At 64.5% G+C, this 25,516-nt stretch carries 24 protein-coding genes; 7 read left to right on the top strand and 17 right to left on the bottom strand.

The window, feature by feature from the left end; translation table 11 throughout:
- Nucleotides 1-52 precede the first annotated feature (52 nt).
- The 6 genes from G6N30_RS05385 to G6N30_RS05360 all read right to left on the bottom strand — a co-directional run bounded on the left by G6N30_RS05385 (nucleotide 53) and on the right by G6N30_RS05360 (nucleotide 7,434).
- Nucleotides 53-1,552 carry a flavin-containing monooxygenase gene (locus G6N30_RS05385; protein ID WP_017205328.1) on the bottom strand — a complete coding sequence of 500 codons (1,500 nt, stop codon included), beginning with the start codon at nucleotides 1,550-1,552 and terminating at the stop codon, nucleotides 53-55.
- A 76-nt stretch (nucleotides 1,553-1,628) separates the two neighbouring features.
- Nucleotides 1,629-2,594 carry an alpha/beta hydrolase gene (locus G6N30_RS05380; protein ID WP_012296509.1) on the bottom strand — a complete coding sequence of 322 codons (966 nt, stop codon included), beginning with the start codon at nucleotides 2,592-2,594 and terminating at the stop codon, nucleotides 1,629-1,631.
- The gene (locus G6N30_RS05375) at nucleotides 2,591-4,108 is read right to left on the bottom strand and encodes a flavin-containing monooxygenase (RefSeq protein ID WP_011560579.1); all 1,518 of its coding nucleotides are present in this window, start codon (nucleotides 4,106-4,108) and stop codon (nucleotides 2,591-2,593) included. Before G6N30_RS05375 ends, G6N30_RS05380 begins: the two co-directional genes overlap by 4 nt.
- A 44-nt stretch (nucleotides 4,109-4,152) precedes the next feature.
- Complete coding sequence (locus tag G6N30_RS05370) at nucleotides 4,153-5,646, bottom strand: flavin-containing monooxygenase (protein ID WP_011560580.1); 1,494 nt, start codon at nucleotides 5,644-5,646, stop codon at nucleotides 4,153-4,155.
- On the bottom strand, nucleotides 5,643-6,566 hold the full coding sequence (locus tag G6N30_RS05365; RefSeq protein ID WP_005086594.1) for a hypothetical protein: 924 nt from the start codon (nucleotides 6,564-6,566) through the stop codon (nucleotides 5,643-5,645). Before G6N30_RS05365 ends, G6N30_RS05370 begins: the two co-directional genes overlap by 4 nt.
- Before the next feature lie 13 nt (nucleotides 6,567-6,579).
- Nucleotides 6,580-7,434, bottom strand: coding sequence for an SDR family NAD(P)-dependent oxidoreductase (locus G6N30_RS05360; RefSeq protein WP_011560581.1), 855 nt, complete (start codon nucleotides 7,432-7,434; stop codon nucleotides 6,580-6,582).
- Nucleotides 7,435-7,631: 197 nt separating this feature from the next.
- Here G6N30_RS05360 and G6N30_RS05355 point away from each other — a divergent pair, with 197 nt between their 5' ends.
- Complete coding sequence (locus G6N30_RS05355) at nucleotides 7,632-8,195, top strand: TetR/AcrR family transcriptional regulator (protein ID WP_005131302.1); 564 nt, start codon at nucleotides 7,632-7,634, stop codon at nucleotides 8,193-8,195.
- A gap of 181 nt (nucleotides 8,196-8,376) precedes the next feature.
- On the opposite strand, the gene G6N30_RS05350 is transcribed toward G6N30_RS05355, so the two are convergent.
- Entirely contained in the window at nucleotides 8,377-9,246 is an 870-nt protein-coding gene (locus G6N30_RS05350; protein WP_011560583.1) for a metal-dependent hydrolase, read from the bottom strand.
- A 69-nt stretch (nucleotides 9,247-9,315) separates the two neighbouring features.
- On the opposite strand from G6N30_RS05350, the gene G6N30_RS05345 reads away from it, so the two are divergent.
- The 6 genes from G6N30_RS05345 (at nucleotide 9,316) to G6N30_RS05320 (ending at nucleotide 17,576) form a co-directional block, all read left to right on the top strand.
- Entirely contained in the window at nucleotides 9,316-9,990 is a 675-nt protein-coding gene (locus G6N30_RS05345; protein ID WP_011560584.1) for a TetR/AcrR family transcriptional regulator, read from the top strand.
- A gap of 343 nt (nucleotides 9,991-10,333) precedes the next feature.
- A complete protein-coding gene (locus G6N30_RS05340) occupies nucleotides 10,334-11,935 on the top strand; it encodes an acyl-CoA carboxylase subunit beta (protein WP_011560585.1) in 1,602 nt (533 codons plus the stop codon).
- Between the two features lie 5 nt (nucleotides 11,936-11,940).
- Nucleotides 11,941-13,974 (top strand): ATP-binding protein, encoded by a 2,034-nt coding sequence (locus G6N30_RS05335; protein ID WP_005116476.1) that lies wholly within the window; start codon nucleotides 11,941-11,943, stop codon nucleotides 13,972-13,974.
- A 54-nt stretch (nucleotides 13,975-14,028) separates the two neighbouring features.
- Entirely contained in the window at nucleotides 14,029-15,183 is a 1,155-nt protein-coding gene (locus tag G6N30_RS05330; RefSeq protein WP_011560586.1) for an acyl-CoA dehydrogenase family protein, read from the top strand.
- Between the two features lie 26 nt (nucleotides 15,184-15,209).
- The gene (locus tag G6N30_RS05325; protein ID WP_011560587.1) at nucleotides 15,210-16,763 is read left to right on the top strand and encodes an acyl-CoA synthetase; all 1,554 of its coding nucleotides are present in this window, start codon (nucleotides 15,210-15,212) and stop codon (nucleotides 16,761-16,763) included.
- Nucleotides 16,764-16,982: 219 nt separating this feature from the next.
- On the top strand, nucleotides 16,983-17,576 hold the full coding sequence (locus G6N30_RS05320) for a TetR/AcrR family transcriptional regulator (protein ID WP_011560588.1): 594 nt from the start codon (nucleotides 16,983-16,985) through the stop codon (nucleotides 17,574-17,576).
- Here the strand turns inward: G6N30_RS05320 and G6N30_RS05315 are convergent.
- From G6N30_RS05315 to G6N30_RS05270, 10 genes are read right to left on the bottom strand one after another with little or no spacing between them, the layout of a single operon-like run.
- Nucleotides 17,573-19,297: an acyclic terpene utilization AtuA family protein gene (locus G6N30_RS05315; RefSeq protein ID WP_011560589.1), complete on the bottom strand. Its 1,725-nt coding sequence runs from the start codon at nucleotides 19,295-19,297 to the stop codon at nucleotides 17,573-17,575. The two genes, G6N30_RS05320 and G6N30_RS05315, sit on opposite strands and share 4 nt — an antisense overlap.
- The gene (locus tag G6N30_RS05310; RefSeq protein WP_011560590.1) at nucleotides 19,294-20,106 is read right to left on the bottom strand and encodes a TIGR03084 family metal-binding protein; all 813 of its coding nucleotides are present in this window, start codon (nucleotides 20,104-20,106) and stop codon (nucleotides 19,294-19,296) included. The genes G6N30_RS05315 and G6N30_RS05310 overlap by 4 nt, the downstream gene beginning before the upstream one ends.
- A 1-nt stretch (nucleotide 20,107) precedes the next feature.
- Nucleotides 20,108-20,875, bottom strand: coding sequence for an enoyl-CoA hydratase/isomerase family protein (locus tag G6N30_RS05305; protein ID WP_011560591.1), 768 nt, complete (start codon nucleotides 20,873-20,875; stop codon nucleotides 20,108-20,110).
- A gap of 43 nt (nucleotides 20,876-20,918) precedes the next feature.
- Entirely contained in the window at nucleotides 20,919-21,389 is a 471-nt protein-coding gene (locus tag G6N30_RS05300) for a hotdog family protein (RefSeq protein ID WP_011560592.1), read from the bottom strand.
- Complete coding sequence (locus G6N30_RS05295; RefSeq protein WP_017205330.1) at nucleotides 21,386-21,877, bottom strand: FAS1-like dehydratase domain-containing protein; 492 nt, start codon at nucleotides 21,875-21,877, stop codon at nucleotides 21,386-21,388. Before G6N30_RS05295 ends, G6N30_RS05300 begins: the two co-directional genes overlap by 4 nt.
- Nucleotides 21,878-21,909: 32 nt before the next feature.
- On the bottom strand, nucleotides 21,910-22,335 hold the full coding sequence (locus G6N30_RS05290) for a dihydroxy-acid dehydratase (RefSeq protein ID WP_011560594.1): 426 nt from the start codon (nucleotides 22,333-22,335) through the stop codon (nucleotides 21,910-21,912).
- A complete protein-coding gene (locus G6N30_RS05285; protein WP_011560595.1) occupies nucleotides 22,332-22,790 on the bottom strand; it encodes an FAS1-like dehydratase domain-containing protein in 459 nt (152 codons plus the stop codon). The genes G6N30_RS05290 and G6N30_RS05285 overlap by 4 nt, the downstream gene beginning before the upstream one ends.
- Nucleotides 22,783-23,826: an LLM class flavin-dependent oxidoreductase gene (locus G6N30_RS05280; protein WP_014382413.1), complete on the bottom strand. Its 1,044-nt coding sequence runs from the start codon at nucleotides 23,824-23,826 to the stop codon at nucleotides 22,783-22,785. Before G6N30_RS05280 ends, G6N30_RS05285 begins: the two co-directional genes overlap by 8 nt.
- On the bottom strand, nucleotides 23,823-24,260 hold the full coding sequence (locus tag G6N30_RS05275) for a Zn-ribbon domain-containing OB-fold protein (RefSeq protein WP_011560597.1): 438 nt from the start codon (nucleotides 24,258-24,260) through the stop codon (nucleotides 23,823-23,825). Before G6N30_RS05275 ends, G6N30_RS05280 begins: the two co-directional genes overlap by 4 nt.
- Complete coding sequence (locus tag G6N30_RS05270; RefSeq protein WP_011560598.1) at nucleotides 24,257-25,423, bottom strand: thiolase family protein; 1,167 nt, start codon at nucleotides 25,421-25,423, stop codon at nucleotides 24,257-24,259. The genes G6N30_RS05275 and G6N30_RS05270 overlap by 4 nt, the downstream gene beginning before the upstream one ends.
- Nucleotides 25,424-25,516 lie beyond the last annotated feature (93 nt).

Here is a 25,516-nt window from a genome sequence, read left to right as displayed (position 1 = left end):
GTTAAGTGCGCGTCTCGTGCCCTTAGTCGGCCAGGCTCGGTTCTGCAGGGTCTCAGACCTTTAGACGCCCGACGTTTCTCAAGACGTAATCGCCGCTGTGCGGCTTCCGGGTAAGGAGTCGATAAACCAAGGTAGGCCCCGGCCAGTTCGTCGGGATTTCCCCGCTCGAGGTTCGATACCAGCTCGCACACAGCGCCCACACCGACCTCCGTAGTCGCCTTCTCAAGCGCGTGTTGTAGCGTTGCGCGCTCTCCGTCCTGACATCGATCGCATGACCCGGATGAGCAGCCACGGCTTTGATGAGCGTTGCGATGTGACGGACTTGTGACTCGATCATGTAGAGGATCGACCCCGAGCCCACATTCGTGTTGGGACCATAAAGCAGGAACAGGTTCGGGAACATGGGGACAGTGATGCCCAGATATGCGTACGCCTGGGTCTTCCACACCTCGGCCAAGGAGACTCCGCGAGAGCCGCGCACGGACATCGGGGCGAGAAAATCGGTGGCGCGAAACCCGGTTCCGTAGATCACGACATCTGCAGGACGAAACTCTCCATCCACGGTCTTGACACCGTTGTCGCAGAGCTCTGCGATAGCCTTCGGCACCAACGACACGCGATCACTCGCGATTGCTGGATAGTAATCATTCGAGAACAGCACTCGCTTGCACCCTGGCGCGTCCGAAGGCATCAATTGCTCGCGCAAAGATGGGCTAGCAACCTGCCGATGTAGGTGGCGGCGCGCGATCGCACCGAGGACGCGTGAGAGGGGCTTCGCGTCGACTAGCGTCACAGCGAGCAACTCGAAAATTAGCCATACCGCGAAACGCTCGAGGCGCAGCGCCATCGGCAATAACTCGCTCACCCTGTCGTGAAGGACTCCATACCTGCTGTCCCACTTCGGCAAGATCCACGGAGCCGTGCGCTGATATAGCGTGACATGCTCCGCCTCCTGGGCGATGTGTGGCACGAATTGGATGGCACTAGCTCCTGTGCCGATGACGGCTACTTGCTTGCCGCGAAGCGAAACCGATCGGTCCCAACGCGCCGAATGAAAGCGCGGCCCCTGGAAGGTGTCTGCGTCGGCAATAACGGGTACGTGGGGCAAGGAGAGCTGACCCACGGCCGAGACGACGACATCGCAGGTTATTGTCTCGTTCGAGTTCGTAACCAGGGTCCAACGCCCTAGCTGGTCATCGAAGGTCATTGCGACAACTTCGGTCTGGGTACGCAGATGCGCGGCCAGTCCGCCACTCTCCACGAGTTGTTGGAGGTACTTGAGTATCTCGGGTTGCTCGGCATATCGCCGTGACCAACGAGGATTGGGCTTGTACGAGAGTGAGTACAACGCTGACGGCACGTCGCAGGCCGCTCCCGGATAGGTGTTGTCACGCCAAACACCCCCGATGTCTGCAGCCTTTTCCAGGATCGTGAAGTTCGTGAACCCGTCCTTCTTCAGCCGGTGGGCCATCGCAACCCCGGCGAAGCCGGCCCCGATGATCACGATCGACGGATCGTATGCGCGACAGGCCGTCGCGAAGTTGCTGCTCATGAGGCAGAGACGACTGACTTCACGCTGCGGCGGTCGAGGTGGTGTAGGTGTAGGAGCATTGCCTGTTCGGACACTTTCACCTGACTTCCGAGGCTTCAAGGAAGCGTCCCGCTCGATGAATCGCGTCTCGGGCTTCGGGAAGAATCCGGAACATAGCCTGGAATACATGGATCTGTCCCCGGTATACCTGGATCTCGACGTGGGATCCAGCTGATTGAAGTCGCTCGGCGAGACGGCGCGAGTCATCGATCAACATTTCTCTCCCGCCCACCTGAATGAGGATCGGCGGCATCGAGGTGAGGTCCGCGTCAAGCACGCTGAGGCGCGGATCTCCGCGATCTGCGCCACCTACGTAGAGGTCAAGAGCGCGCGCCGCTGATTGAGCGGAGGCAAAAGGATCCCGGCGGCGAATTTCACGCGCTCTGGCAAGTTCGCACCTGAGATCCAGGACGGGAGACATCAGCAGCATCGCATCAGGGAGCGGCAATCCAACTGCACGTGCGCCCAAGGCCGTGGCCATCGTGAGCTGACCGCCCGCTGAATCGCCGGCAACCGCGACGGTGCGCTGACAAGAACCCGGGGACCCTCCGCTGGTAAGCCAGCGATACGCATTCAGCGCATCGTCCGCGGCTGCGGGATAGGGATACCGCGGGGCAAGACGATACTTCACTGCGAAGATGGGGCGCCCGCTCGCCGAGGCGAGTTCACCAAGAAGACCGCGGTGCGTCTCCGGCGAGCACATAGAATAGGCGCCGCCGTGGATGTACAGCAAAGGGTTGGCATGCGGATTAATGGCAGGCGTGGTGATCCAGTCCCCACGAACCGGGCCTCCGGCGAATACAGTGTCAACCTTGCGCACTGTGACGCCGCGCCGAGGCCGTGAGGCTACGAGCGCTGTTCGAAGCACGCGATCCATCACCGCAAGTCCGTAGGCGTTTGATGGCATCAGCTGCGCCAGTGGCCGCAGCGTGGTTCGCGAGGACATCGCGACGAGATGACTGGCAAGACTGGGCTGCCAGTCAGGGGCATCCATTCTGGTCACCGGGGACACACCTCTTCGGGCCGATTCTCGAATCGGTAGTCCGAGAGGCGAAAGGTGCGGCTCCGCCAATAGGTCTCCAGAGTCGTTGATGGACGGAGTGGAACGTCACCGTGCCTGTCGAAGTAGTAGCTGTTGGCATTGGAACAGCTCGGCTGCCAGAAAACCTGTCTGTGACGCCGCCTTAGCACTTCGGCGAAATAACGGTCGTTCGCCTCCTTCTTGACCTCCACGCAGTTAGCACCCAGCGCCCGCGCGCGACGAAGACACCGGACGATGTGCCGACTCTGCGCCTCGATGAGCGTGAAGTACGAGGAACCGTTGTAGCCGTACGGGCCGAAGATGTTGAAATGATTCGGAAATCCCGGGACGCTCACCCCTTCGAAGGCCTGCAGTCGATGCTCGTCCCACCATGTAGCCTGCTCCAGCCCGCCGCGTCCCTTCAATACGTAAGTTGGCATGTTGCCCGACTCCATCACTTTGAAGCCGGTGGCCAGGATCAAGACGTCAATGGGATGAGCTTTGCCGTCTCGAGTATGGACGGATGCATGGTCGATATGGGTTATGCCGCTCGTCTCGAGCGAAACGTTGGACCGGTTGTACGTTGCGAGATAGGAATTGTGGAAGCTGGGTCGTTTACAGCCCAACGAGTAGCGCGGAATGAGTTGTTCTCTCGTCGTCGGGTCATGGACCTCACGCCGCATGTACCGCTTTGCGGCGCTCTCCATGACATCGGCGAACGGTATCACCGTATGAAAGTGAGCGGCGATTGGGAAAGTGATTTCCACGAACGCCTGGCTGGCGGTCCGGGTCGCCAATTGTGCCCCCGGCAGGAAATGTAGAAGCCTTCCACCCCACGTCGGTATGGGGAAGTCTGGCTTCGGCAGACAATAAATTGGAGTTCGCTGAAATACCGTCAGACTCTCTGCTTTCTTTGCGACTTCGGGTATCAGTTGCACCGCCGATGCACCGGTACCGATTACTGCAACCCTCTTCCCGCTGAGATCTTTGGCATTGTCCCATCTAGCCGTGTGGAGCGTAACGCCGGCGAAATCTCGCACCCCCTTGATTTCAGGCCACTTTGGCCGACTGAGAACGCCGGAGCAATTTATCACGAAGCGTGCCGTGAACTCCTCACCATTGGCACTGGTCAAATGCCACCGTGTTGCGTTCTCGTCGAAACAAGCCTCGGTAATGGTTGTGTTGAAACGAATATGGTCCCAGAGCCGATACTTTTCAACACATCGCTCGGCATAGGCTTTGAGCTCATTGCCGTGGGCGTACGTGCGCGACCAAGAGGGCCGCATTTCGTATGAGAATTGATAACTGAACGACGGTATATCGACAGCGATACCCGGGTAGGTGTTCCAGTGCCACGTACCACCTACGCCATCGGCGTCATCAACCATCAAGAAGTCGGTAAATCCCGCCTTCATCAAGCTAATGCCAGACCCGATGCCGGAAAATCCAGCTCCTATGATAATTATCTCGTAATTACGGTCGGACTTGCGATCCATTCCTGTATTTCACCGTTCTGACGGTCAGCCCTGCAAACTTGTATTCAGAGTGATTGCGTCAGCTCGACGTGTGTATCGTCGCGCCGGGTTATCACGTAATCATGAGGATCCAAGCGGGATAGTTCTCTCATAAACTGGGTCGCGAAACCTGGGTACATCGTGCCGTTGTAGCCGTCCTCGGTCAAATACCAACTGCTGCACCCCGAATTCCAAGTCGTTCGTCGAAGGCGGCGCTGAATTTCGGAGTGATAGCGGTCCTGACGATCCTCCCTCACATCCAAAGTGCCGATGTCATTTTGCTGAAGGAGCTTGATCGCCTTGACTATATAGTCAATTGCAGCCTCCATATATACGAGCGCCGAGTTGTGGCCTGGCCCGGAATTCGGTCCGAAAGTGAAGAATAAGTTCGGATACCCGGCCACGCTCACGCTCTTGAAGGCAAATGTCCCCTGAGACCATTCATCGCCGAGCTTCCGACCGCCGAGGCCGCTAATCGGGAACGGGGTGCCACGTTTGGCCACATCGAAGCCAGTGGCAAATACGATACAGTCCACTTCGTGCTCGACACCGTCGGCGGTCCGAACACCGTTGGGTGACAATGTGGCGATCGGCCAGCTGATCAGCTTGCAGTTATCCGCCTGTAGCGCAGGGTAATAATCACTGGTCATGAGCATGCGCTTGCATCCAGGCCTGAAATGGGGCGTCAACTGACGTCTCAACCAGGAGTCTTTCACCTGCCGACGGAGATGAGCCTTGGCCGCCAGCTGTATCGCGGACGTCGCGGCGGTGTTCCAGACCATACCCACTGCCATCACTTCGTGGGCCCAAAACCACGCGTCGCGGAGCGCTTGTTCGCTCACCGGCAGGTGTGTGAAGGTCGAACGCGCCCAGGCCGGATGCCTGAAGTTCACCCTGGGCAACACCCAGCCGGGCGTTCTCTGGAAGACTTTGACCGAGGCAGCCGACTTTACGAGCTCGGGAATGATCTGAACCGCGCTCGCGCCTGTCCCGATGACTGCAACCCTCTTACCGCCGAGATCGTAGCCATGGTCCCATCGAGCGCTGTGGATCTTTTTTCCACCGTACGAGTCAATACCCCGAATATCGGGAAAGCTGGCGTTGGCAAGTGGTCCACTGGCCATCACAACTGACCGGGTGTGATACCGCTTTCCATCTGCCGTGTCGGCCATCCAGATGCCGGCACTCTCATCGAATTCCAAGGCAGTCACGTCGGTATCAAACTGGATGAACCGGGCAAGATCGTACTTGTCGACCATATCGTCGATATATTCGAGGATCTCAGCGCTCCCCGAGTAGGTACGAGTCCAGCCCGGATTCGGCTCGAACGAGTAGGAGTAGAGAAGCGAGGGAATATCGCAGGCCGCACCGGGATAAGTATTGTCTCGCCAGGTGCCTCCGACGCGATCTGACCGTTCCAGGATGACGAAGTCATCCGTGCCCTCTTGAAGCAGTCTGATCGCCGCACCGATACCTGCGAACCCGGCGCCGACGATCAACGTCGTCGTGGTGCCTGTCATTTGGCAACCGGTTCGTAGGTCAGTTCGTCCGTCCAGGATGGCGGCCGACCGAAAATCTGAACAGGGAAAACATCGATCGCATTGCCAAGGCGCTGAGACACGAAGTGCAGAGGCTGGGACCGCTTGATGGACGACGACATGTGCGCCTTCAAGATGTGATAGCCGGGCACCCTCCGCGTATGCTCACTGCGATCGCCGACATTGGCATACCGCGTCACTGCGTTGTATAACTTCTCCTCGGACAGACCCATAGCGTTGAGATTCATCAACATGCGCGTCAGGAGCGGGATATACAGCAACGCGCCGGTGAGAATGCGCGGGTCGACAAGAGCACCCGCAGTTTGAATGGCGTGGATTCGCATCGGGCTGGCGCCCAGGTCATTCAAGACCTGGAAGCCAACCGCGAGATGCCTTGATTCGTCGCTGTTGACCTTGTTGAACACCTCCCCGCACACAGGGTCGTCAACCTCATCGAGGAGAAACTTCAGCAGCGCTCCATCGAGCGCAGTCTCCAGTGCCGGAATCGCGGCCCCGATGACGGTCAGGGGCAGGGCTTCCGCATAACGGTCCAGCCATTCGATGACCAGCCGAATATTCTTGTTCGGGACCGGTTTCTCGCCTTCCTCGAGCATGCCCCAGCGACGCATCAAGGCAAGTTCGGCATTGGCGTGACGCTGCTCCTCGGCGTGAAAGTAACGGTAAATGTCTCCGAGCGCTTCGAATGGCGCCTTTGGAGCCATCGCGGCGAAGGCACGTGCTCCAACATGCTCAATCCACACCACGTCGGACATGAATTGCTTGAGTTTGGGACGCTGTTCATCGGTGATCAGTTCCGCGCCAGGGGCGTTCCAATCGATATCGGCAAGAGCCCATTGCTTGTTTTTGATTGTCTCGAGCATGTCACTGTATGCGAAAGCCATTTTCCCTGCTCCTCTACTCGGCTGAATCGTTCCATGAGGCCATGCGCTCCACGAGGCCCAGCGTGCGAGTAAAGGGGCCGGGTAGGGCTCTCTTGAGTTGCCACAAGACTTTGGCATCGAGTTGGGGTACTACATAAATTTGTCCGCGATCGTGCGCGTTCAACGTCGTTCGAGCAACGTGCTGTGGCGAAATGCCGGTCCATTTCATCAGGTTGGCCGCGAGTCTTGCAGCCGCCTCGTCGATTTGAGGATTGTTGACGATGTTCGTCTTCACGAAGGTGGGGCAAAGCACTGTGACGTTGATGTCAGTACCGCTCAGTTCGGCCGCCAATGTCTCCGACAGAGCGAGCACCCCGGCCTTGCTCACGTTGTAAGCCGCCATCCGAGGGGCCGAGCCAAAGCTCGCTGCCGACGCCACATTGATGACTCCGCCATGCCCATTGCTGCGGAGCCGAGGCACAAAAGTCTCGCAGCCGTAGATAACGCCCCAGAGGTTGACAGAAATCGCCGCGTTCCAGTCCTCGATCGACGTCGCGCCGATGCGGTTGCCGCCCGCACCGATTCCGGCGTTGTTGATGACGAGGCTCGCAGCCTTCTCGAACCAGTCTTCGCTCACATCAGCGAGGTTGCGGACCTGCTCAAGATCGGTGACATCGCATTCGATGTCGAAGCCCTCGCCGCCAGCCTGCCTCACCAACTCTGCCGACTCTTTTGCAGTGACGGGATCTTTGTCGGCGCACACCACGCGTCCACCTCGGCGCGCAAGCTCCACGGCGAATGCGCGGCCGATACCGCTTCCTGCGCCCGTGACGACTGCATCGGCGCGGTGCGTTCTGCCTGGTGCGCCGCCGAAGGGCAGCAATCTCATCCGTCTGCCTTTCGGGTCGCGACATGGACGTCTGCTGTGGGGAAACTCTCATCTGGGGGCACCAGCCACCATTGGTGTCGCATGCCACCAGTTTGGTGGTGGAACGAGCACCTTGTCAAGATGGAGAGGTGCGGTCGAGAAACAAGCGCTGGGGTGGTCGGACCGGGGCCGAGCGTCGTGCCGAGCGACGGCAGCAATTGATCGAGGCCGCAACCGAGATTTGGAGTGAGAGCGGTTGGGCCGCGGTCACTATGCGCGGCGTATGCGCCCGCACAGGGCTGAACGATCGATACTTCTACGAGGGCTTCAAGACGCGCGATGAGCTGCTCGTTGCTGCGTGGGATGGCGTCCGCAATGACATGCTCGGCGAGGTCGCCGCGCTCTTCAACGAGCGTGCGAATCGGCCGCCGATCGAAACCATCACCGCGGCGATCACCATCGTGGTCGACCGGATCGCACGCGATCCCGGCCGGGCACGCATCCTCCTCGCTCAGCATGTCGGTAGCTCACCGCTACAAGACCGCCGCGCCGTGGCGCTACAGGAAGCAACGCAGTTGGTCGTTGAGGCAAGCCGGCCACACCTCCGACAAGATGCCGACGAGATAGCCCTTCGCATGGACACCCTGATCGCTGTCGGGGGATTCGTCGAAGTCATCACCGCCTGGCACTCCGGTTTGCTTGCGGTGACCGAGAAAGAAGTGGTCGCGCACACCAGCAGACTTGCTGAAACCCTGGCTCAACGCTATGTCATCAGCGACTGATCGAGGCTCACAACAGGCCAGCCAGCCCCGTGGCGATCGCTGCGAACCGCATTTGCGGGTCCGACCGCCACCTTCACCGGCCACCGAGCACCGAATCCGTGAGTCACCGACGCGTCGCACCCTGTTCGGAAGGAGCGACGCAGGAACGGTGCTCCTGCGTCGCCGCACTTCCGCATCTTTGCTATCCCGACGAAGCGATAACTCGCTGTGAACCGTCTTGGTCGAACAGTTCTTTGCTCCAATGCTCCAGGACCGCGGCGCTGTCCCAATCATCAGGATGGAAACCCGGGCGATTGTAGGAACGGAAACGCCGCAGCGCATCGGCGGTGAACATCGGGGTGCGACTAAAGCGGTACAGACTGCGCACCAGGGTGACCGGGTTATATGAGGCTCTATCAGCGGCCATAGACAAGGCAGTCTGCAGAATGAGCTCGCCGAACAGAATTACTGAAGCGATCCGCATGCCCCGTACACGGGTGCGCTCGGTTGCTCCCACCAGCCGATAGACATCAAAGGCAACCGCTTTGTGCTCCGACTCCTCGAAGGCATGCCACAGCAGAATCGGTCGAACCTCTGTCTGGCCGATGAGCTTCTGGGCGTCTTCGCTGGTAAGAATGATTTCTGCCAGCGTAGCGGTGTAGTGCTCCAACGCGGAGGTCATGGACAGCCGCATTTCCGGCGAAAAGCGCCGTTCCAATCGCTTGATCAAGCGTCCGACATGACGGTCGATTCGCGCGGTCGGATAACCCATGACCTGGAGTCGCTCGTTTAGGAGACGATGCTGGTGTCGATGTGTGGCCTCTTGTCCGATGAAACCCTTGACCGCTGTCTCTAGTTGGGGATCGTCGATGGAACTCTGGAAGTTCCTGACCGAGCGGATGAAGAAATCCTCGCCTTCCGGGAACGTCGCAGAAAGCACCGAGATGAAATGGCTCATCACCAGGTCGCCATCGACAAAATGTTGCCGCTTCGTGGAGGTCGGCATCGGAAACCGAACGCGCCTGGGTTTTGGCAGCACCCGGGTCGGGGTCGGGGCTTGATCGTCCGACATTTGAGGTCCTTCCTCGAAGTTTGGATCTGACTTTATGCCTTGTCAGATAAGACTGCCAGACTGTAGGACATGAGTCCAGCACGTGTCTATGGCGGGCTGTCCGCAACTCAACGCGATGCACAGCGTCGCGTGATGTTGATTGATGCCGCGGTCTCAATCATGGGCACCCACGGAGCTACCGCGTGCACCGTGACCGCCGTGTGTGCGAAATCAGGAGTGACGAGCCGGTACTTCTACCAACAGTTTCGCGATCGAGACGCGCTCTTGCGTGCGGTATTTGCCAAGATCTCCACTACCTTCCAAGCGGTGATAACCAGCGCCATTCCGGACGACACGGTTGCTCCTCAAGAACTGGCTTACGCTCCGATCAAGGCCCTGGTTCAGGTGATCGAGAACGATCCCCGCATGGCCCGCATACTGTTTGTCGAGTCGGGCGCAGAACCCCTCCTTCGGCAGCTGCGAAGCGATCTGATGACCGATTTTGCGGAGCTGGTGCTCAGAGAGGCCCGCTTGCACCTCGATATACCCAGCGATGTGCTCCAAGTCGCAGATCTCGCCGCTACCTACGGTGTCGGGGGCCTGTTCGAGATACTCCGTCGCTGGATAGATGGACAACTGAACCTCTCGACTGAAATGCTCATCGAGCACTGTGCGGGTTTTCTCGGCATTCTCGGCCTGTATACCCTCGGACAGGCGCCTGATCAGGCCGCTCCGCCGCTGGCCAAAGCCGAGGAGACCCGATAGATTCTGGCCGACCGGCGTTATGCACTACTCGGTTGGCTGAAGGGCATGGCGCGACACTGACAATCGCTGCGGGTGTTCACCCGAGATCGCGAACCGTAGACTCCACGCGCGCCGGACGAGGAACTCGATACGACCTCGCACGGGCCCTGTGTGCCGTCCCTCCCCAGTCAATTCCTTCGATCGCTCGATCTGCAGCGAACGCACCGCTTCGATCCTCGCCATTCGACGGAACCACGGCGCGGAACAAATCCGACGCCCGCCTGCGCCGTTGTCACCTGATGTTAATTGCGGCTAACATCAGCGCCTAGTAGATCGACGTCGATGCTCGCCCGGAAGGAAAACTTTGGTACAGGTCCTGCCCGATCGGGTCGACGACACCGCGCCCGGCTATCTCAAGAACCGCGAAGGACTGAGCGCGCAACTCGACACCATCGCGGAGCAACTGGCGCTGGTCAACGGCGGCGGCGGCGCGAAATACGTTGCGCGCCACCGTAAGCGGGGCAAGCTGCTTGTCCGCGAGCGCATCGAGCTGATGCTCGACCCCGACACGGCGTTCCTCGAACTATGCCCCTTCGCCGCCTGGGGCAGTAAGTTCCCCGTCGGCGGTAGCGTGGTGGTAGGCATCGGCGTGGTCGAGGGCATCGAGTCGATGATCATCGCCCACGACCCCACCGTCCGCGGCGGCGCATCGAACCCTTATACCTTCCGCAAGGTGTTCCGCGGCATGGCCATCGCGCGGGAGAACCGACTGCCCATCATCAACATCGTCGAATCTGGCGGCGCCGACCTGCCCACACAGGCAGAGATCTTCGTGCCCGGCGGACAGCTGTTCCACGACTTGACCCAGCACAGCGCAGCGGGGCTGCCGACACTGGCCCTGGTCTTCGGCAACTCGACCGCGGGAGGTGCGTACGTCCCGGGCATGTGCGACTACGTCGTGATGGTGCGCAACCGTTCCAAGGTGTTCCTCGGCGGTCCGCCGCTGGTCAAGATGGCCACGGGCGAGGTCTCCGATGACGAGTCGCTCGGCGGCGCCGACATGCACGCCCGCACCTCGGGGCTGGCCGATTACATGGCCGAGGACGAGCAGGATGCGATCCGCATCGGCCGTCGCATCATGGCGCGGCTCAACTGGCGGAAGAACGGCCCCGGACCCACCACGCCGCCGCACCCACCGGTGCACGACCCCGATCAGCTGCTCGGCATCGCGTCGGTCGATCCGAAGGTGCCCTTCGACCCCCGCGACGTCATCGCCCGAGTGGTCGACGGCTCGGCCTTCGACGAGTTCAAACCTCTCTACGGCACGTCACTCGTCACCGGCTGGGCCTCGATCCACGGCTTCCCGGTCGGCATCCTCGCAAACGCACGGGGCATCCTGTTCAGTGAGGAGGCCGAGAAAGGTTCGCAGTTCATCCAACTGGCAAATCAGATCGACACCCCCCTCATCTTCCTGCAGAACACCACCGGTTTCATGGTCGGTGCCGAGTACGAACAGGGCGGCATCATCAAGGACGGCGCCAAGATGATCAACGCCGTATCAAACAGCACGGTCCCCCACGTGACCATCACCATGGGTGCGTCCTACGGTGCCGGGAACTACGGCATGTGCGGGCGATCGTACTCACCGCGTTTCCTATTCGCTTGGCCTAACTCGAAGTCGGCCGTGATGGGTCCGGCGCAACTGGCCGGAGTGCTGTCCATCGTGGCGCGCGAGTCCGCCGCCGACCGCGGGCTGCCCTTCGACGAGCAGGCCGACGCCCAGATGCGCGCCGCCGTCGAGGAACAGATCGAGCGCGAATCCGTCGCACTGGCCAACAGCGGCCGACTTTACGACGACGGGATCATCGATCCCCGCGATACGCGGACCGTTCTCGGGTTCTGCCTGTCGGTGATCCACAACGGCGAGGTCCGTGGCCAGCGTGGCTACGGCGTGTTCCGGATGTGATGGCGATGCCCAAGATCCGCAAGGTCCTGGTCGCCAACCGTGGCGAGATCGCGCGGCGGGTGTTCCGCACTTGCCGCGATCTCGGGATCGCCACCGTCGCGGTCTATTCCGACGCCGACGCCGACGCGTGGCACGTCGCCGACGCCGACGAGGCCGTGCACCTTCCCGGCTCGTCTGCCGCCGAGACCTACCTCGACATCCACCGGATCATCGCCGCTGCCTCGCTCACCGGCGCGGACGCAGTACACCCCGGCTACGGCTTCCTTTCGGAAAACGCCGGGTTCGCGCGCGCCTGTGCCGCCGCCGACCTCGTCTTCATCGGTCCGCCGCCCGGGGCGATCGACGCGATGGGCTCGAAGCTGCAGGCCAAGAAGACGATGTCCGACGCGGGGGTGCCTGTGCTGCCCGGTGGCGACACGACGGGGCTATCGGCCGAGCAGCTGGCGAAGCTGGCCGCCGACGTCGGCTACCCCGTGCTGGTCAAGGCCAGCGCCGGCGGCGGTGGCCGAGGCATGCGCATTGTCGCGTCGCCGGACGAGCTCGACGAAGCGGTCACCTCCGCTTCGCGTGAGGCCGCCGCCGCGTTCGCCGACGGCACCGTCTTCCTCGAGCGTTACGTCCAGCGCCCACGCCACGTCGAGATCCAGATCATGGCCGACACGCACGGAAACGTCGTCTCTCTGTTCGAGCGCGAGTGCTCCGTGCAGCGTCGACACCAGAAGGTGATCGAGGAGGCGCCGTCACCGGTCGTCGACGACGCGTTGCGCGCTCGGATGAGCGAGGCCGCCATCGCCGCCGCGCGCGCCGTCGGCTACGTAGGCGCCGGGACGGTCGAGTTCGTCTACGACGCCGCTCAGGATGGCAAAGCCGACTCCTTCGCCTTCCTAGAGATGAACACCCGGCTGCAGGTCGAGCACCCGGTTACCGAGCTGATCACCGGCCTCGACCTGGTGCGTGCCCAGCTGCTCGTAGCCATGGGCCGCCCGCTGCCTGAGGAGATGCACAACCCGCGAATTCGCGGTCACGCGGTCGAGGCCCGGCTGTGCGCCGAGGATCCGGCCGATGACTACCGGCCCTGTACCGGCACCCTGCGCACCTTGGATGTCCCGGCGCTTGCCGGCGTGCGGGTTGACTCGGGTTTTCGTGCCGGTTCGGTCATCAGTCATTACTACGATTCGCTGCTGGCCAAGGTCATCGCGTGGGCACCAACGCGCGACGAGGCACTTGCCAGCCTCTCGGCGGCGCTGGCCGGCGCCCGTATTCACGGCGTGACCACCAATCGCAACCTGCTTGTTCGCGTCCTGCGCCATGACGAGTTCGCCGGGCGGGGCACCGACACTGGGTTCCTTGACCGACACGACGTCGCCCAACTCGGCGCTGCCCTCCCAGACACGCAGTCCGAGCGCCTGCACGCCGTCGCGGCGACCGTGGCCGGGGTGGCCGCGCGGCGTGCCGTCGCAACTCTGCAGGCCACGTTGCCCGCCGGCTGGCGCAACAACCCTTCGCAGCCGCAGACCACAACCTGGCAGACCCAGGGCGGGCGCGAAGTGCGCGTCGGGTACACGTTAGGTTCGACAGGGACCTGCCTGCAGGTCGACGACGAGCCGTTGGCCGACGTCGAGGTTGTCGAGGGCAGTAGCGAGCGGGTGGTGCTGCGCGTCGACGGGGTGCGCCGCACTTATGATGTCGTCCTCGACGGCGATGTTGCCCACCTCGACTCGGTCGCCGGCTACTCCGCCCTGCGGCTGGCGCCACGCTTCGTCGACCCGAGCACTCTGAACCCGCCCGGGTCGCTCACCGCGCCGATGCCGGGCTCGGTGATCCGACTACCGGTCGCCGAGGGCGAGACGGTGTCAGCCGGTCAAACGCTCGTCGTCCTGGAGGCGATGAAGATGGAGCACACCGTCGCGAGCCCGATCGACGGGGTGCTGAGCGCCCTGCCGGTCCAGGTCGGCCATCAGGTCTCGAGCGGTGACGTCCTCGCCGTGGTCGAGGCGGTGGACGGCGGTGAAGTGGCGTCGGACGCCACGGAGCTCTAATGAAGCCGGCGCGCTCCCGATCGGTGGCGCGTCGATACCGATGTGAGGAGTGTCATGGAATTGCACGAGACAGAGGAACGTCAGGACCTGCGCAAGGCGGTCGCCGAGATCGCCAAGGACTTCGGACACGAGTACTACCTGGAAAAGTCGCTGGCCGGCGGGAAGAGCACCGAGCTGTGGCAGGCCGTGGGCAAACAGGGCTTCCTCGGGGTGAACCTTTCCGAGCAGTACGGCGGCGGCGGCGGCGGCATCTACGACATGCAGATCGTCGGTGAGGAGCTCGCCGCGGCGGGCTGCCCGCTGCTGATGACCGTCGTCTCGCCGACCATCTGCGGCACGATCATCCAGGCATTCGGCAGTGAGGAACTCAAGCAGCAGTGGCTGCCGGGCATCGCCAGCGGCGAGACGATCATGGCATTCGCGATCACCGAGCCGGACGCGGGCTCGAACTCGCACAACATCTCCACGACCGCGAAACGCGACGGCGACGACTGGGTCATCAACGGCACCAAGTACTACATTTCTGGTGTCGACGAAGCCGAAGCGATCCTGGTCGTCACCCGAACGTCTACCAACGACAGTGGTCGCGGACTACTCAGCTTGCTCGTCGTGCCCACCGATGTCCCCGGGCTCACCAAGTCACTCATCCCGGTGCAGGCGGTCACTCCAGAGAAGCAGTTCACTCTATTCTTCGATGACGTCCGCGTGCCGGCCGCCAACCTTATCGGCGCGGAGAACGAGGGCCTGCGCCAGGTCTTCATGGGCCTGAACCCGGAGCGAATCATGGGGGCGGCGCTCGGCAACGGCATCGGTCGCTACGCGCTGGATAAAGCCGCCGATTACGCCCGCAACCGCCACGTGTGGGGAACGCCGATCGGCTCGCACCAAGGCGTATCGCACCCGCTCGCCCACGCCAAGATCCAGGTTGAGCTGGCCCGGTTGATGACTCAGCGTGCCGCCTCCCTGCACGACGCCGGCGATCCGGGGTCGGGTGAGGCGTCGAACATGGCGAAATATGCCGCAGCCGAGGCGGGCATCCTGGCGCTCGACCAGGCGATTCAAACCCACGGCGGCAACGGCATGGCCACCGAGTACGGCCTCGCCACGTTGTGGGGTCCGGCCCGGCTCATGCGCACCGCGCCGATCAGCCGCGAAATGATCCTCAACTTCGTGGCGCAGCACAGCCTGAAACTGCCCGCGTCCTACTGAGTCGCCGCGGAATGAAAGGGAATCGAATGCAACTCGGCATCGGTCAGTGGGTGAGCCGGCGCGCCTTCCTCAACGGCGGGCGCACCGCGTTGATCAGCAACGGCGCGCACATCACCTACGCCGACCTCGATCGGCGCACCAACCAGGTCGCCGCCGCACTCATCGCCCTCGGCGTGCGCAAGGGCGATCGGGTCGCGATGCTGCTGGTCAATTCGACCGAGTTCATCGAGGTGCTGCTGGGCTGCGCCAAAATCGGCGCACTTGCAGTTCCGCTCAACGTGCGCCTTGCCGGACCCGAGATCGGCTACATCCTGGCCGACTCAGGCGCCGATGTTCTGGTCTTCCACGAGCCGTTCGCCGCGCAGGCCAGGAGCGCCGTCACCGAGTCCGGAGTCCGCGTGCGCCATGTCGTGCGCGCCGGTGGGGTGCCGGCGCCGGGCGAGCTCGGCTACGAAGACGTCGTCTCGGGCGCCGCGCCCGAACCGCTCAACGGTGACGTCGACGGCCGCGACCCCGCGTTCATCATGTACACGTCGGGGACGACGGGCCGACCCAAGGGCGCGATCCTCACCCACGACAACCTGCTATGGAACGCGATCAACGTCCTCGGCACCGACATCGGCCTGCGGGGCGAGGACGTCACCGTCGCGGTGGCGCCGATGTTCCACATCGGCGGGCTGGGAGTACACACCCTGCCGCTGTTGTACGTCGGCGGCACCAGCGTGATCATGCCGTCCTTCGAGCCGCGAGCGACGTTACAGGCGATGGCCGACCACCACGTCACGGTCCAGTTCATGGTGCCGGCCATGTGGACCGCACTCACACAGGTGCCCGACTTCGACTCCTTCAACCTGTCTGCGCTGCGTTTCGCCATGGGCGGCGGGTCGCCCGTCCCCCTCACGGTCATCGACTTCATGCGCGAGCGAGGCGTGCCCTTCACCGAGGGCTTCGGCATGACCGAGACCGCTCCCTTGGTGACCGTCCTCGACGCCGAGAACGTCAGCACGCGGGCCGGGTCGATCGGCCGCGTCGCAATGCATGTCGACGCCCGCATCGTCGACGACGACGACCGCGACGTCGCGACCGACACCGTGGGCGAACTGATCGTGCGCGGCCCGAATGTGTTCACCGGCTACTGGATGAAGGCCGAGGCGAGCGCCGAGGCGTTACGCGGGGGCTGGTTCCACACGGGCGACCTCGGGCGCATGGACGCCGAGGGCTTCATCACCCTCGTCGACCGCAAGAAGGACATGATCATCTCCGGCGGCGAGAACGTCTACCCGATCGAGGTCGAGCAGGTTCTCTTCCGCCACCCGGCGGTGTTCGACGCCGCCGTGATCGGCGGTAAGGACGCGAAGTGGGGCGAACGCGTCGTCGCGGTCGTGGTCGCCGACCCGGCGACACAGGCGCCGAGCGCCGAGGAGATCGTAGCGTGGTGCCGGGAGCGGCTGGCACACTTCAAGTGTCCGCGTGACGTGCACTTCGTCGCCGAACTGCCGCGCAATGCCACCGGCAAGCTGCTCAAGACCGAGCTGCGCGCGCAGTTCACGGGCATCGAGGGCGGAGTCGTTTTGCGCTGAGTCGTGCCGCTGCACATCGCGGGTTCGAAGCAGGGCCCCTAAATCATGAACTGAGAAGAGGATGCGACAGCATCGGCGGGGGCTAGCGGTTTCGTTCACCTCCCTTGATTTGGTGCGGCGGGTGCCGACGCAGGCAACCCCAGCGCCGGTAGGATCCCAGCCCGGCCCAGCGGATCGGACGGCGAACAACGTAACCACAAATCGACAGGAGGCCTGAAAGTGGCCGGTTTGCGCCGCAAACTGCTCCTCGAGGCCGCCGCCGACCTGTTCGCGCGGCAAGGCTTTCACGCCGTGGGCATCGACGACATCGGTGCCGCAGCAGGGGTGAGCGGGCCGGCCGTCTACCGGCACTTTCAGAACAAGGACGCGATCCTGCGCGAGTTATGCGACGCCGCCATGACTGAGCTGCTGGCCGGCGCCCGGCGCGCCACCAACGCCGGCACACCGACGGAGGTCCTGCACGCCCTTGTCGACCTACACGCGGCCTTCGGCGCGCGACGACGCGGCCTGTTGGCCGTCTACGCCCGCGAGCACCGCTCGCTGTCGCCGCTGGCGACCCGTGCCCTGCGACGCCGACAGCACAGGTACGAGTCCTTCTGGGTCGACGCGCTCGTACGAGCACGGGGCGATCTGGACCGTGAGCGCGCACAGGGCCTGGTCGCCGCCGTGCTGTCATTGCTCAACGCGTCCGCGTACATGCCGGCGTCGCTGGACGACGCGACGATTGAGGCGATGCTGGCCGCCGCGGCCGTTGCGGCGCTGTTCAGCCGCGCGGTTACACAGCAGGTAGACGGCGCCCCGCACCGGATTTAGTGTGTGTCGAGCAGCGATTCGGGAACGTCCACCACTCGGGATCGCACGTACTCCCCGAGCCCCTTGGCCTGCGCGTCCGGCCGGGTCGAGGAGGCCACCCCGTCACCGAGCAAGCCGTGCACCACCACGTTGAGCGCGCGCAGGTTCGGCAGTTCGAAGCGCTCGATGCGCAGGTGCGCCGTCTCCGGCCCGAGCAGTGTGCGCAGCCGCTCGACGCTCAGGTACTCGCGCGCCCACGCGTAACCGGGGTCGTCGCGTGCCCACAGTCCGAGGTTGGCGTTGCCGCCCTTATCTCCGGACCGCGCACCGAGTACCGACCCGAGCGGCGCGAGCCGCGTCGGCCCGGATGGCGCCGGCAGCTTCGCGGGCGGGGCGATCCCAGCCGGCGGGACCGCACCGGTCGGCGGGTCAGGGATCACGTGCCGATTGCCGTCGGCGTCGACGAGCACGTGCGTGAGGGCCGAGCGCGGAACGTAGGCCGGCCGGTAGACGCCGAACGCGGTCTCCGAGGACGGTGGCGTGGTGGTGTGGAAGCCGGCGAAACCAGCCAGGGCGATCTCCATGACCCCGCCGGAGAAGGCTCGGCCCACCTTTCGCGGGTCGGCGTCCTTCACCGTCACACGCAGGTGCGCGCAGGCTTGCTCGTTCGTCGGCGCATCGGAGACGTCGAAACGCAACAGTCGCACGTCGACTTCGTCGAAGGCGTCGCGTCCGCCGAGAACGTCGAAGAGCTGCTGTTCGGCGAAGGCCGCCTTGGCCTCGATGTCGAGGCCGGTGAGCACCATGGTCATCGTGTTGCGGAAGCCGCCCACCTCGTTCAGCGCCACCTTCAACGTGTCCGGCGGCGGACTGCCTTTCGTACCGCTGATCGCGACACGGTGCTCACCCTGTTGAGCCAGGCGAATGGTGTCGAAGTGGGCGACGACGTCGGGGCCGAGGTAGGCAGGTTCAGCGATCTCGTAGAGCAGCTGGGCGGTGACCGTGCCGACTGAGACCAGTCCCCCGGTGCCGGGATGCTTCGTGATCACCGAAGAGCCGTCCTCGGCGACCTCGGCGATCGGAAACCCCGGGTAGCGGCGGTCGGTGATCTCGTCGAGGAACGCGTAGTTGCCGCCCGTCGCCTGAGGGCCGCACTCGATCACGTGCCCGGCGACGACCGCACCCGCGAGCCGATCCCAGTCGGCGCGTGCCCAGGCGTGCCACCAGGCCGCGGGACCGACCACGAGGGATGCGTCGGTGACCCGGCCGGTCACGACGACGTCGGCGCCCGAATGCAGCGCCTCGGTGATGCCCCAGGCGCCGAGGTAGGCGTTGGCCGACACCGGTTTGATGTCGCCGACGGGCGGCGTGATTGCGTGGAGGTCGCCACGTAGGTCGTCGCCCTCGACGTGCGCGACGCGCGCGGTGAGGCCGAGACGTGCGGACAGCTCGCGCAACGCGGCGGCCAAGCCGGCGGGATTCAGCCCGCCCGCGTTCGCGACGACCTTGATGCCACGATCGAGACAGGTGCCCAGCACCTGTTCCATTTGGGTGAGGAAAGTCCGCGCGTACCCGCCGGACGGGTCTTTGGCCTGGGCCTTGGCCAGGATGAGCATGGTCAGCTCGGCCAGATAGTCACCGCACAGGACGTCGATCGGTCCGCCCTCGACCATCTCGCGGGCTGCGGCGATGCGGTCGCCGTAAAAGCCGGAGCAGTTGCCGATGCGGACCGGGACGCTCACCGCTGACCCCCTGCGAACTGGCCCGCCACGCGCCCGCCGCCAGGGGGCCCCGCGAAGGCCTGGGCGATCGCGAGCCACTGGTCGGCCAGCGGTCCGTCGGCGACCAAAGCGGTGTCGTCGCGGTGGCGGCGTTGGGTCACCAACAGGCAAAAGTCCAGCGCCGGCCCGCTCACGCGGTTGGCGGCGTCGGCTGGCCCCCACGTCCAGACGCTGCCGTCCGGAGCGGTCAGCTCGACGCGTACCGGGTCCGCGGGGAGGTCCAGACCGTTGGCCAGGTAGCTGAAAGCGCGCGCACCCACCCCGATGTGGGCCACGTGCCGCAGCCGTGCCGTGGCCTCGCGGGTCGCGCCGAGCGCGTCGACGATGTCCTGGCCGTGCGCCCAGGTCTCCATGAGTCGCGCTGTCAGCGACGAGACCGCGCTCATCGTCGGCCCGAACCACGGCAGGCGGGTCGCCGGGGCAATGTCCGCGAACGCCGCAACGAGGGCTGCACGCGACGTGTCGAACCACGCGAGCAGGTCGGCAGCCGGCATTTGACGGTAGCGCTCAGCGATGACGTCGGGTGAGATGCTTCCGTCGGCCATCATCGGCAGGTAGTCGCTGCTGAAACCGTCGGGGTCGGTGGCCGAGCGCACCGCCACGTCGTCGAAGAACGCCAGATGGCTGATCTGGTCGCGGATCGCCCAGCCCACGGCCGGAGTCGGCGCGTCCCAGCCGCGCGGACCTTCGGGCAGCGGTGCGATGAGTTCGCGCAACGCGGCCGTTTCGGCTTCGATGTCGGCGATTACCGACTGCATGGTCACCGCCATGTCAGCGTCCCTTCCACTGTGGTGCGCGCTTCTCGCGGAACGCCGTCGGGCCTTCCTGCGCGTCGTCGCTCAGATAGACCGGCTCCCATATCTCGTCGGCCAGGTCGTAGGCGGCGGCGAGGTGGTGCTGTGCCGAGAGGTACACGGTGCGCTTGGACGCAAGCACCGATAGCGGTGCGTTCGCGGCGATGCTGAGCGCCAACTGCCGGGTACGCTCGCGCAACTGATCGGCCGGCACCACCTCATTGACTAAGCCGACCTGGTGGGCGCGCTCGGCGGTGATCGGGTCGCCGGTCAGCAGGATCTGCATGGCAACGCGTGGGGGCACCAGCCACGATAGCGGTGCCGCCCACGGCGACCCGCGGCCGACTTTGACCTCGCTGACGGCGAAGGTCGCGTGTTCGGCAGCCACGACCAGGTCGCACTGCTGCGCGAGCAGGAAGCCCCCGGCGAACGCGACACCGTTGACGGCCGCGATCGTCGGCTTCGCGACATCGATGTTGCGGCCGAACTGCGGAGCGAAGTCCTTCGGGGGCACCTTGAGCGCGTTCTGCGCCATCTCCTTCAAGTCCCCGCCGGCGCAGAACGCCTTATCGCCCACGCCGGTGAGGACGAGCACCTTCGCCGCGTCGTCGTCATTGAAGCGGCGTACCGCGTCGAAAAGCCCCGTGCGCACAGCGTTGTTCAGCGCGTTGCGCGCCTCGGGCCGGTTGATCGTCAGCCAGGCCACGCTGTCGACGACCTCGTAGCGAACCGGTTGCTCGGCCACCGAGCCTCCGTCCCTCACCGTCGCCTCGCATGTGAGTGGCAGCTCACCCCGGCACCTCGACAAACGGGTCGGCCAGCTCAACGGTGGCTTCACTCGGCACGCACGGACCATCTTCGCTCGAGACGAGCAACTCGAGGTCGACGAGGCGCCGTCCGCCATCGTCGCGTTTGGCCACGACCTTGCCGCTCAGGGTTGCGGTCTGGCCCGGATAGATCGACCGGATCATTGAGATTCTGCGGCGCCGGATGAGCGCGTCGGGTCCGGCCCATTCGTTGAGGCCGCGGTCGATGAAGCCATGGAAGAAGAGGGTTGACAGGTAGATCGTGCGCTGGCCCTGGCTGCGCGCGTAGTCGGGGTCGTGGTGACCGGGGAACCAGTCCCATGTCGAAGCCGCGTTCATGCAGATGCGCTTGTAGCTGATCTCGATCGAGACGGGCGTCAGGGTGTCGCCGACGGCGATGTCCTCGAACCGCACGGGGACGCGGACCATGCTGCGCTCGGTGGAGTCGTTCATGATGCGCCTTCACTATCGGCGGTGTCGTATCGGAAGAGCACGTTGGTGTTGCGGCCGATGACCTCACCGTGCTGGTCGGAGAAGGTGCTCACCGTGGTGATGAACACACCGGTGCCCACCCGCGTCGTCTTGGGCTCGGAGATCGAGGCGATCTCCTCCACGATCGACACGTGATCGCCTACCCGGGGCCGGCGTTCGAACTCCGTCGTCGTCGAGGCGTTGATGATGTGGTGGCCCGGCAACGGGACGCTGAGCGCGAACATCATGTCGGCACGCGCTAGGTACCCGGGCACCCACTGCGGCGCGAAGCCGAGGCTCATCAGCAGCCCGGGCGGGCAGTCCTCACCCTCCCAGTAACGGGGGTTCGCGTCCTCGACGAGCGAGCAGTAGTACAACACCATCGAGCGGTCGATCGGGAACCACGCATGCCGCGGTTCGGAGCGATGACCGACCCACGCCCGGCCTTCGTCGAAGGTCCCGAACGTCATCCCGAGGCCGGTGACGTCGCTCGTTGGCGCGCTCACCGGGTCACCTGCACGACGGCGCTCCCCTTTATCGCGGGTTCGCCGGTCTGGCGCGTGACCACGAGTTCGAGGTCTGCCACCTGCTGCCCTCCGGCCTCGCGCACGCCGGTGACCCTGCCGCCGAAGCTGAGCAGGTCACCGGGCCATACCTGACCGGTGAACCGGATGCGGAACGAGCGGATGTTGGCCAGCCCCACCCAGGCGGTCAGCCGCTGCGCGAGCACACCGCCGTGCAGCAGTCCCATGCCGAACACACCGGGCATGCCGGCCGCGCGGGCGAACTCTTCGTCGTGGTGGATCGGGTTGAAGTCGCCGCCGGAGCCGGCGTAGCGAACGATGTGCGAGCGCGTCAGCGGGCCGAACTGTGAGGTCGGCATCTCGTCGCCGATGGCCAACGCCACCGGCGCGGGGGATGTCGTCATTGGGTGGAGCCTCCGGTTTCGATCAAGACGTCGGTCTGGCGCACGACGAGTTCGTCGCGCTGGTTGGTGAAGTCGGTCTCGATCGTCACGATTGTCATGATGCCGCCGCGCTTCCCCTCGCGGCTGGTCACGTTCGACACCCGACGAGTCTCGGTGAGCTCGTCGCCGACGAACACCGGCGCGAAATACTCCCAGCCGCACTCACCGTGCAGTACGCGTCGCAGGTCGAGCCCGAGGGCGCCGAACATGTCGTCGTCGGCGCGCCAGTGAGCCGAGGAGACGACGAAGGTCGGAGGAGCGGGGATCGCGCCGAAGCCGGCGGCGCGGGCGGCCGCGACGTCCTGGTAGATCGGGTCGCGGTCGCCGAGCGAAAGTGCGAACTCGCGCACTTTGGACCGGTCGACGGGAAACGTGGTCCTCCCGAGTTGCGTCCCGATGAGCGATGCGTCAGCCACTCTGGTCACCTTTCCCGCCGGCGAAGGCCGGCGCACAATCGCGAATGAGGCTGCCGAGGTTCTCGGCGATGCGCTCGGGCGCGAGACCAATCGAGGGTGAGTAGAGAACGATGTGGTCCAGCACGCCCTCGTAGCGGCGCAGCCCTTCTCGGACCTCGGCGGCGGTGCCGGCCACCGCCATCGCGTCGATCATGTCGTCGGTGACCGCGGCGAACATGGCCGGCAGGTCACGCCGTGCGAACGCGTCGCGGATGGCCGCTGCCTGCCTGGCGAAACCGCTGACGTCGAGCACGTGCTCGTAGGTCTTCACCGAGGAGTAGAACGCGATCTGCTGCGCGGCCTCACGACGTGCGATCTGTGGGTCGTCGTGCACCGCGCAGATGACCATCGAGACGATCTCAATGTCGGCGGGATCGCGTCCGGCCCGCTCCGCACCGCGCACGACGGCTGGGCGGGCGACCTCCTCGACGTAAGTCGTGGTGAACAGCGGATGACCAGCCAACCCGTCGGCTACGCGCCCTGCCACCTCGCACATCCGCGGACGCACGCCCGCGGTGATGATCGGGATCGCTCGCTTCGGCGGCGCGACGTCGCCGGTTGGGACGAGATTCATCCGGTAGAAGCGCCCCTCATGGCGCACGGGGCCCTCGTGCAGGTTCCAGATCCGACGCACGAGCGGGACCAGCTCCTCCATGCGCAGAGCGGGAGCGGAGGTGTCCTCCACGCCGTGCCAGTCGCTCATCATGCGGCGTGTACCGTTGCCGAGCCCGAGTACGACGCGCCCGCCTGAAAGCTCGTCGAGGTCACGCGCCTCGGTGGCGAGCACGAGCGGGCTGCGCCCGACGCCATACAGGATCGACGACCCGATGCGGCAGCGCTTTGTGCGCGCGGCCATCGCGGCCATCGAGATCGAGCCGGAGCGCGAGTAGAACTCCGAGGCCCAGGCGGCGTCGAAGCCGGCGAGGTCGGTAGCCTCGGCGGTCTCGACAAGGGTGGCCAAGTCCGCGCCGAGCACCGAGACCCCGTACGTGGTCACGACGCCGCCAGCCTGAATCGGACCAGCCCAAGGTCCTCGTTCACCCGCTCGAACACTGCGCGCACTCTCGCCCCGATCGCAACTTCATCTGGGGCCACGCCCTCGAGACTGGCCAACAACTGCGGCCCCTCGTCCAGACGAACGAGCACGACGACGTACGGCTCGCTGCGCGGGAACGAGTCCCACGGGGGGCGGTACACCGGCGCGAAACTGACGATCTCACCAGTACCCGCCGCGGTCTCCCAGGCCAACTCACCGTCATGGCAGACGGGACACACCAGCCGCGGGTAGAGGAAAGGGTGGTCGTTCGCGCACCGCTGGAAGACGAGTACACCGCGGGCCGCTGCTGCGAAGTAGGGACGGTTGACATCGGTCAGCGGCGGCAGCGCCTCAGGATCGTGCAGACCGTCGAGAGAACTCGAAGCTGCGGTCATGACGCTCCCTCCATCACCATGCTGACGTGACTGCACAGCATCGAGCCGTAGCTGTGCACGAACGCGGTATCCGCCCCGGGCACCTGACGGCCCTCGGCGCGACCGGACAACTGCCAGTAACCCTCAAGGATCTGCGAAATGCCAGAGGAGGTCCCGGTGTGCCCGAACCGGATTAGGCCGCCGTCGGTGTTCACCGGAAGGTCGCCCCCCGGATCGGCGCAGCCGTCACGGTAGAAATCGCCTGCCCCACCGGGCTTCACGAAACCCGCCTCCTCAAGGATCATCGCCGGGTTGGAGGCGAAGGCGTCGTAGAGCAAAGCGATGTCGACGTCGGCCGGCGCCCGTCCGGAGCGCTCAAAGGCCATCGGACCCGAACGGGCGGCCCCGGTACGACCCGGCCGGGCCAGCGAGGTCAGAAAACCGTGGGTGTGACCCTCTCCAAAGCCCAGCAAATGCACCGGCCGGTGCTTGCCCGCGCGAGCCCGGCGGGCCGAGCCCAGCACCAGCGCGCCACCGCCCTCGCAGGGAATCGAGCAGTGGTAGAAGTGGAACGGCCCGGCGATCGGCCGGGACGCCAGCACGTCCTCCACAGTCAGGCGTTGAGCGCCGTGCGCGATAGCCGCGGGGTTCAGTGCGGCCCAACGGTCCTGCGACACGGTGACCTCGGCGATGTCCGCCTTGCCCTGTCCCGTCTCGTGCATCCAGGCCTGCGCGATCAAACCGTAGAGCGCCGGCACGGACGGTCCATAGGGCATCTCGAACGCGTGGTCACACACCAGCGCCATCAGTTCGCGCCCGCCATCGCGGATCGGTGGAAACTTGCCCGCCGACACGACCAGCACCGTCTCGGCCTCGCCCCGGGCGATGACGTTACTCGCCATGCGCGTCATGGCGAGATGGGTCCCGCCGCCAAGCTGACAGGTCATCTGAAGTTTCAGATTGTGCAGCCCGAGATAGTCCATGAGGTCCTCGGACAGGAAGATCGAACCCTCGTTCGTCATCGGCCCGGCGCACACCAGACCGTCGACCTCGTCTGGGACCACCCCTGCGTCGGCGAGAGCCGCGACCGCGGCGCGCACATGCAATTCAGTGGAGGTGTACGGAACGTTTCTCCCTGGAGCGAGTTCGGCGGCACCGATGATGGCCGGCTGGTCGTGTGGCATCCGGACTCCTCTCGACCACGCGTCCAACGCCGGTCCCGACGTGAACGACGGTTAGCATAGCGTGCCTAGAGGTCCGCGTCACCCCCGCCCGCA

The sequence above is a fragment of the Mycolicibacterium litorale genome (assembly GCF_010731695.1).
GTDB lineage: Bacteria > Actinomycetota > Actinomycetes > Mycobacteriales > Mycobacteriaceae > Mycobacterium > Mycobacterium litorale.
This window is presented reverse-complemented; position numbering and strand designations above follow the sequence as displayed.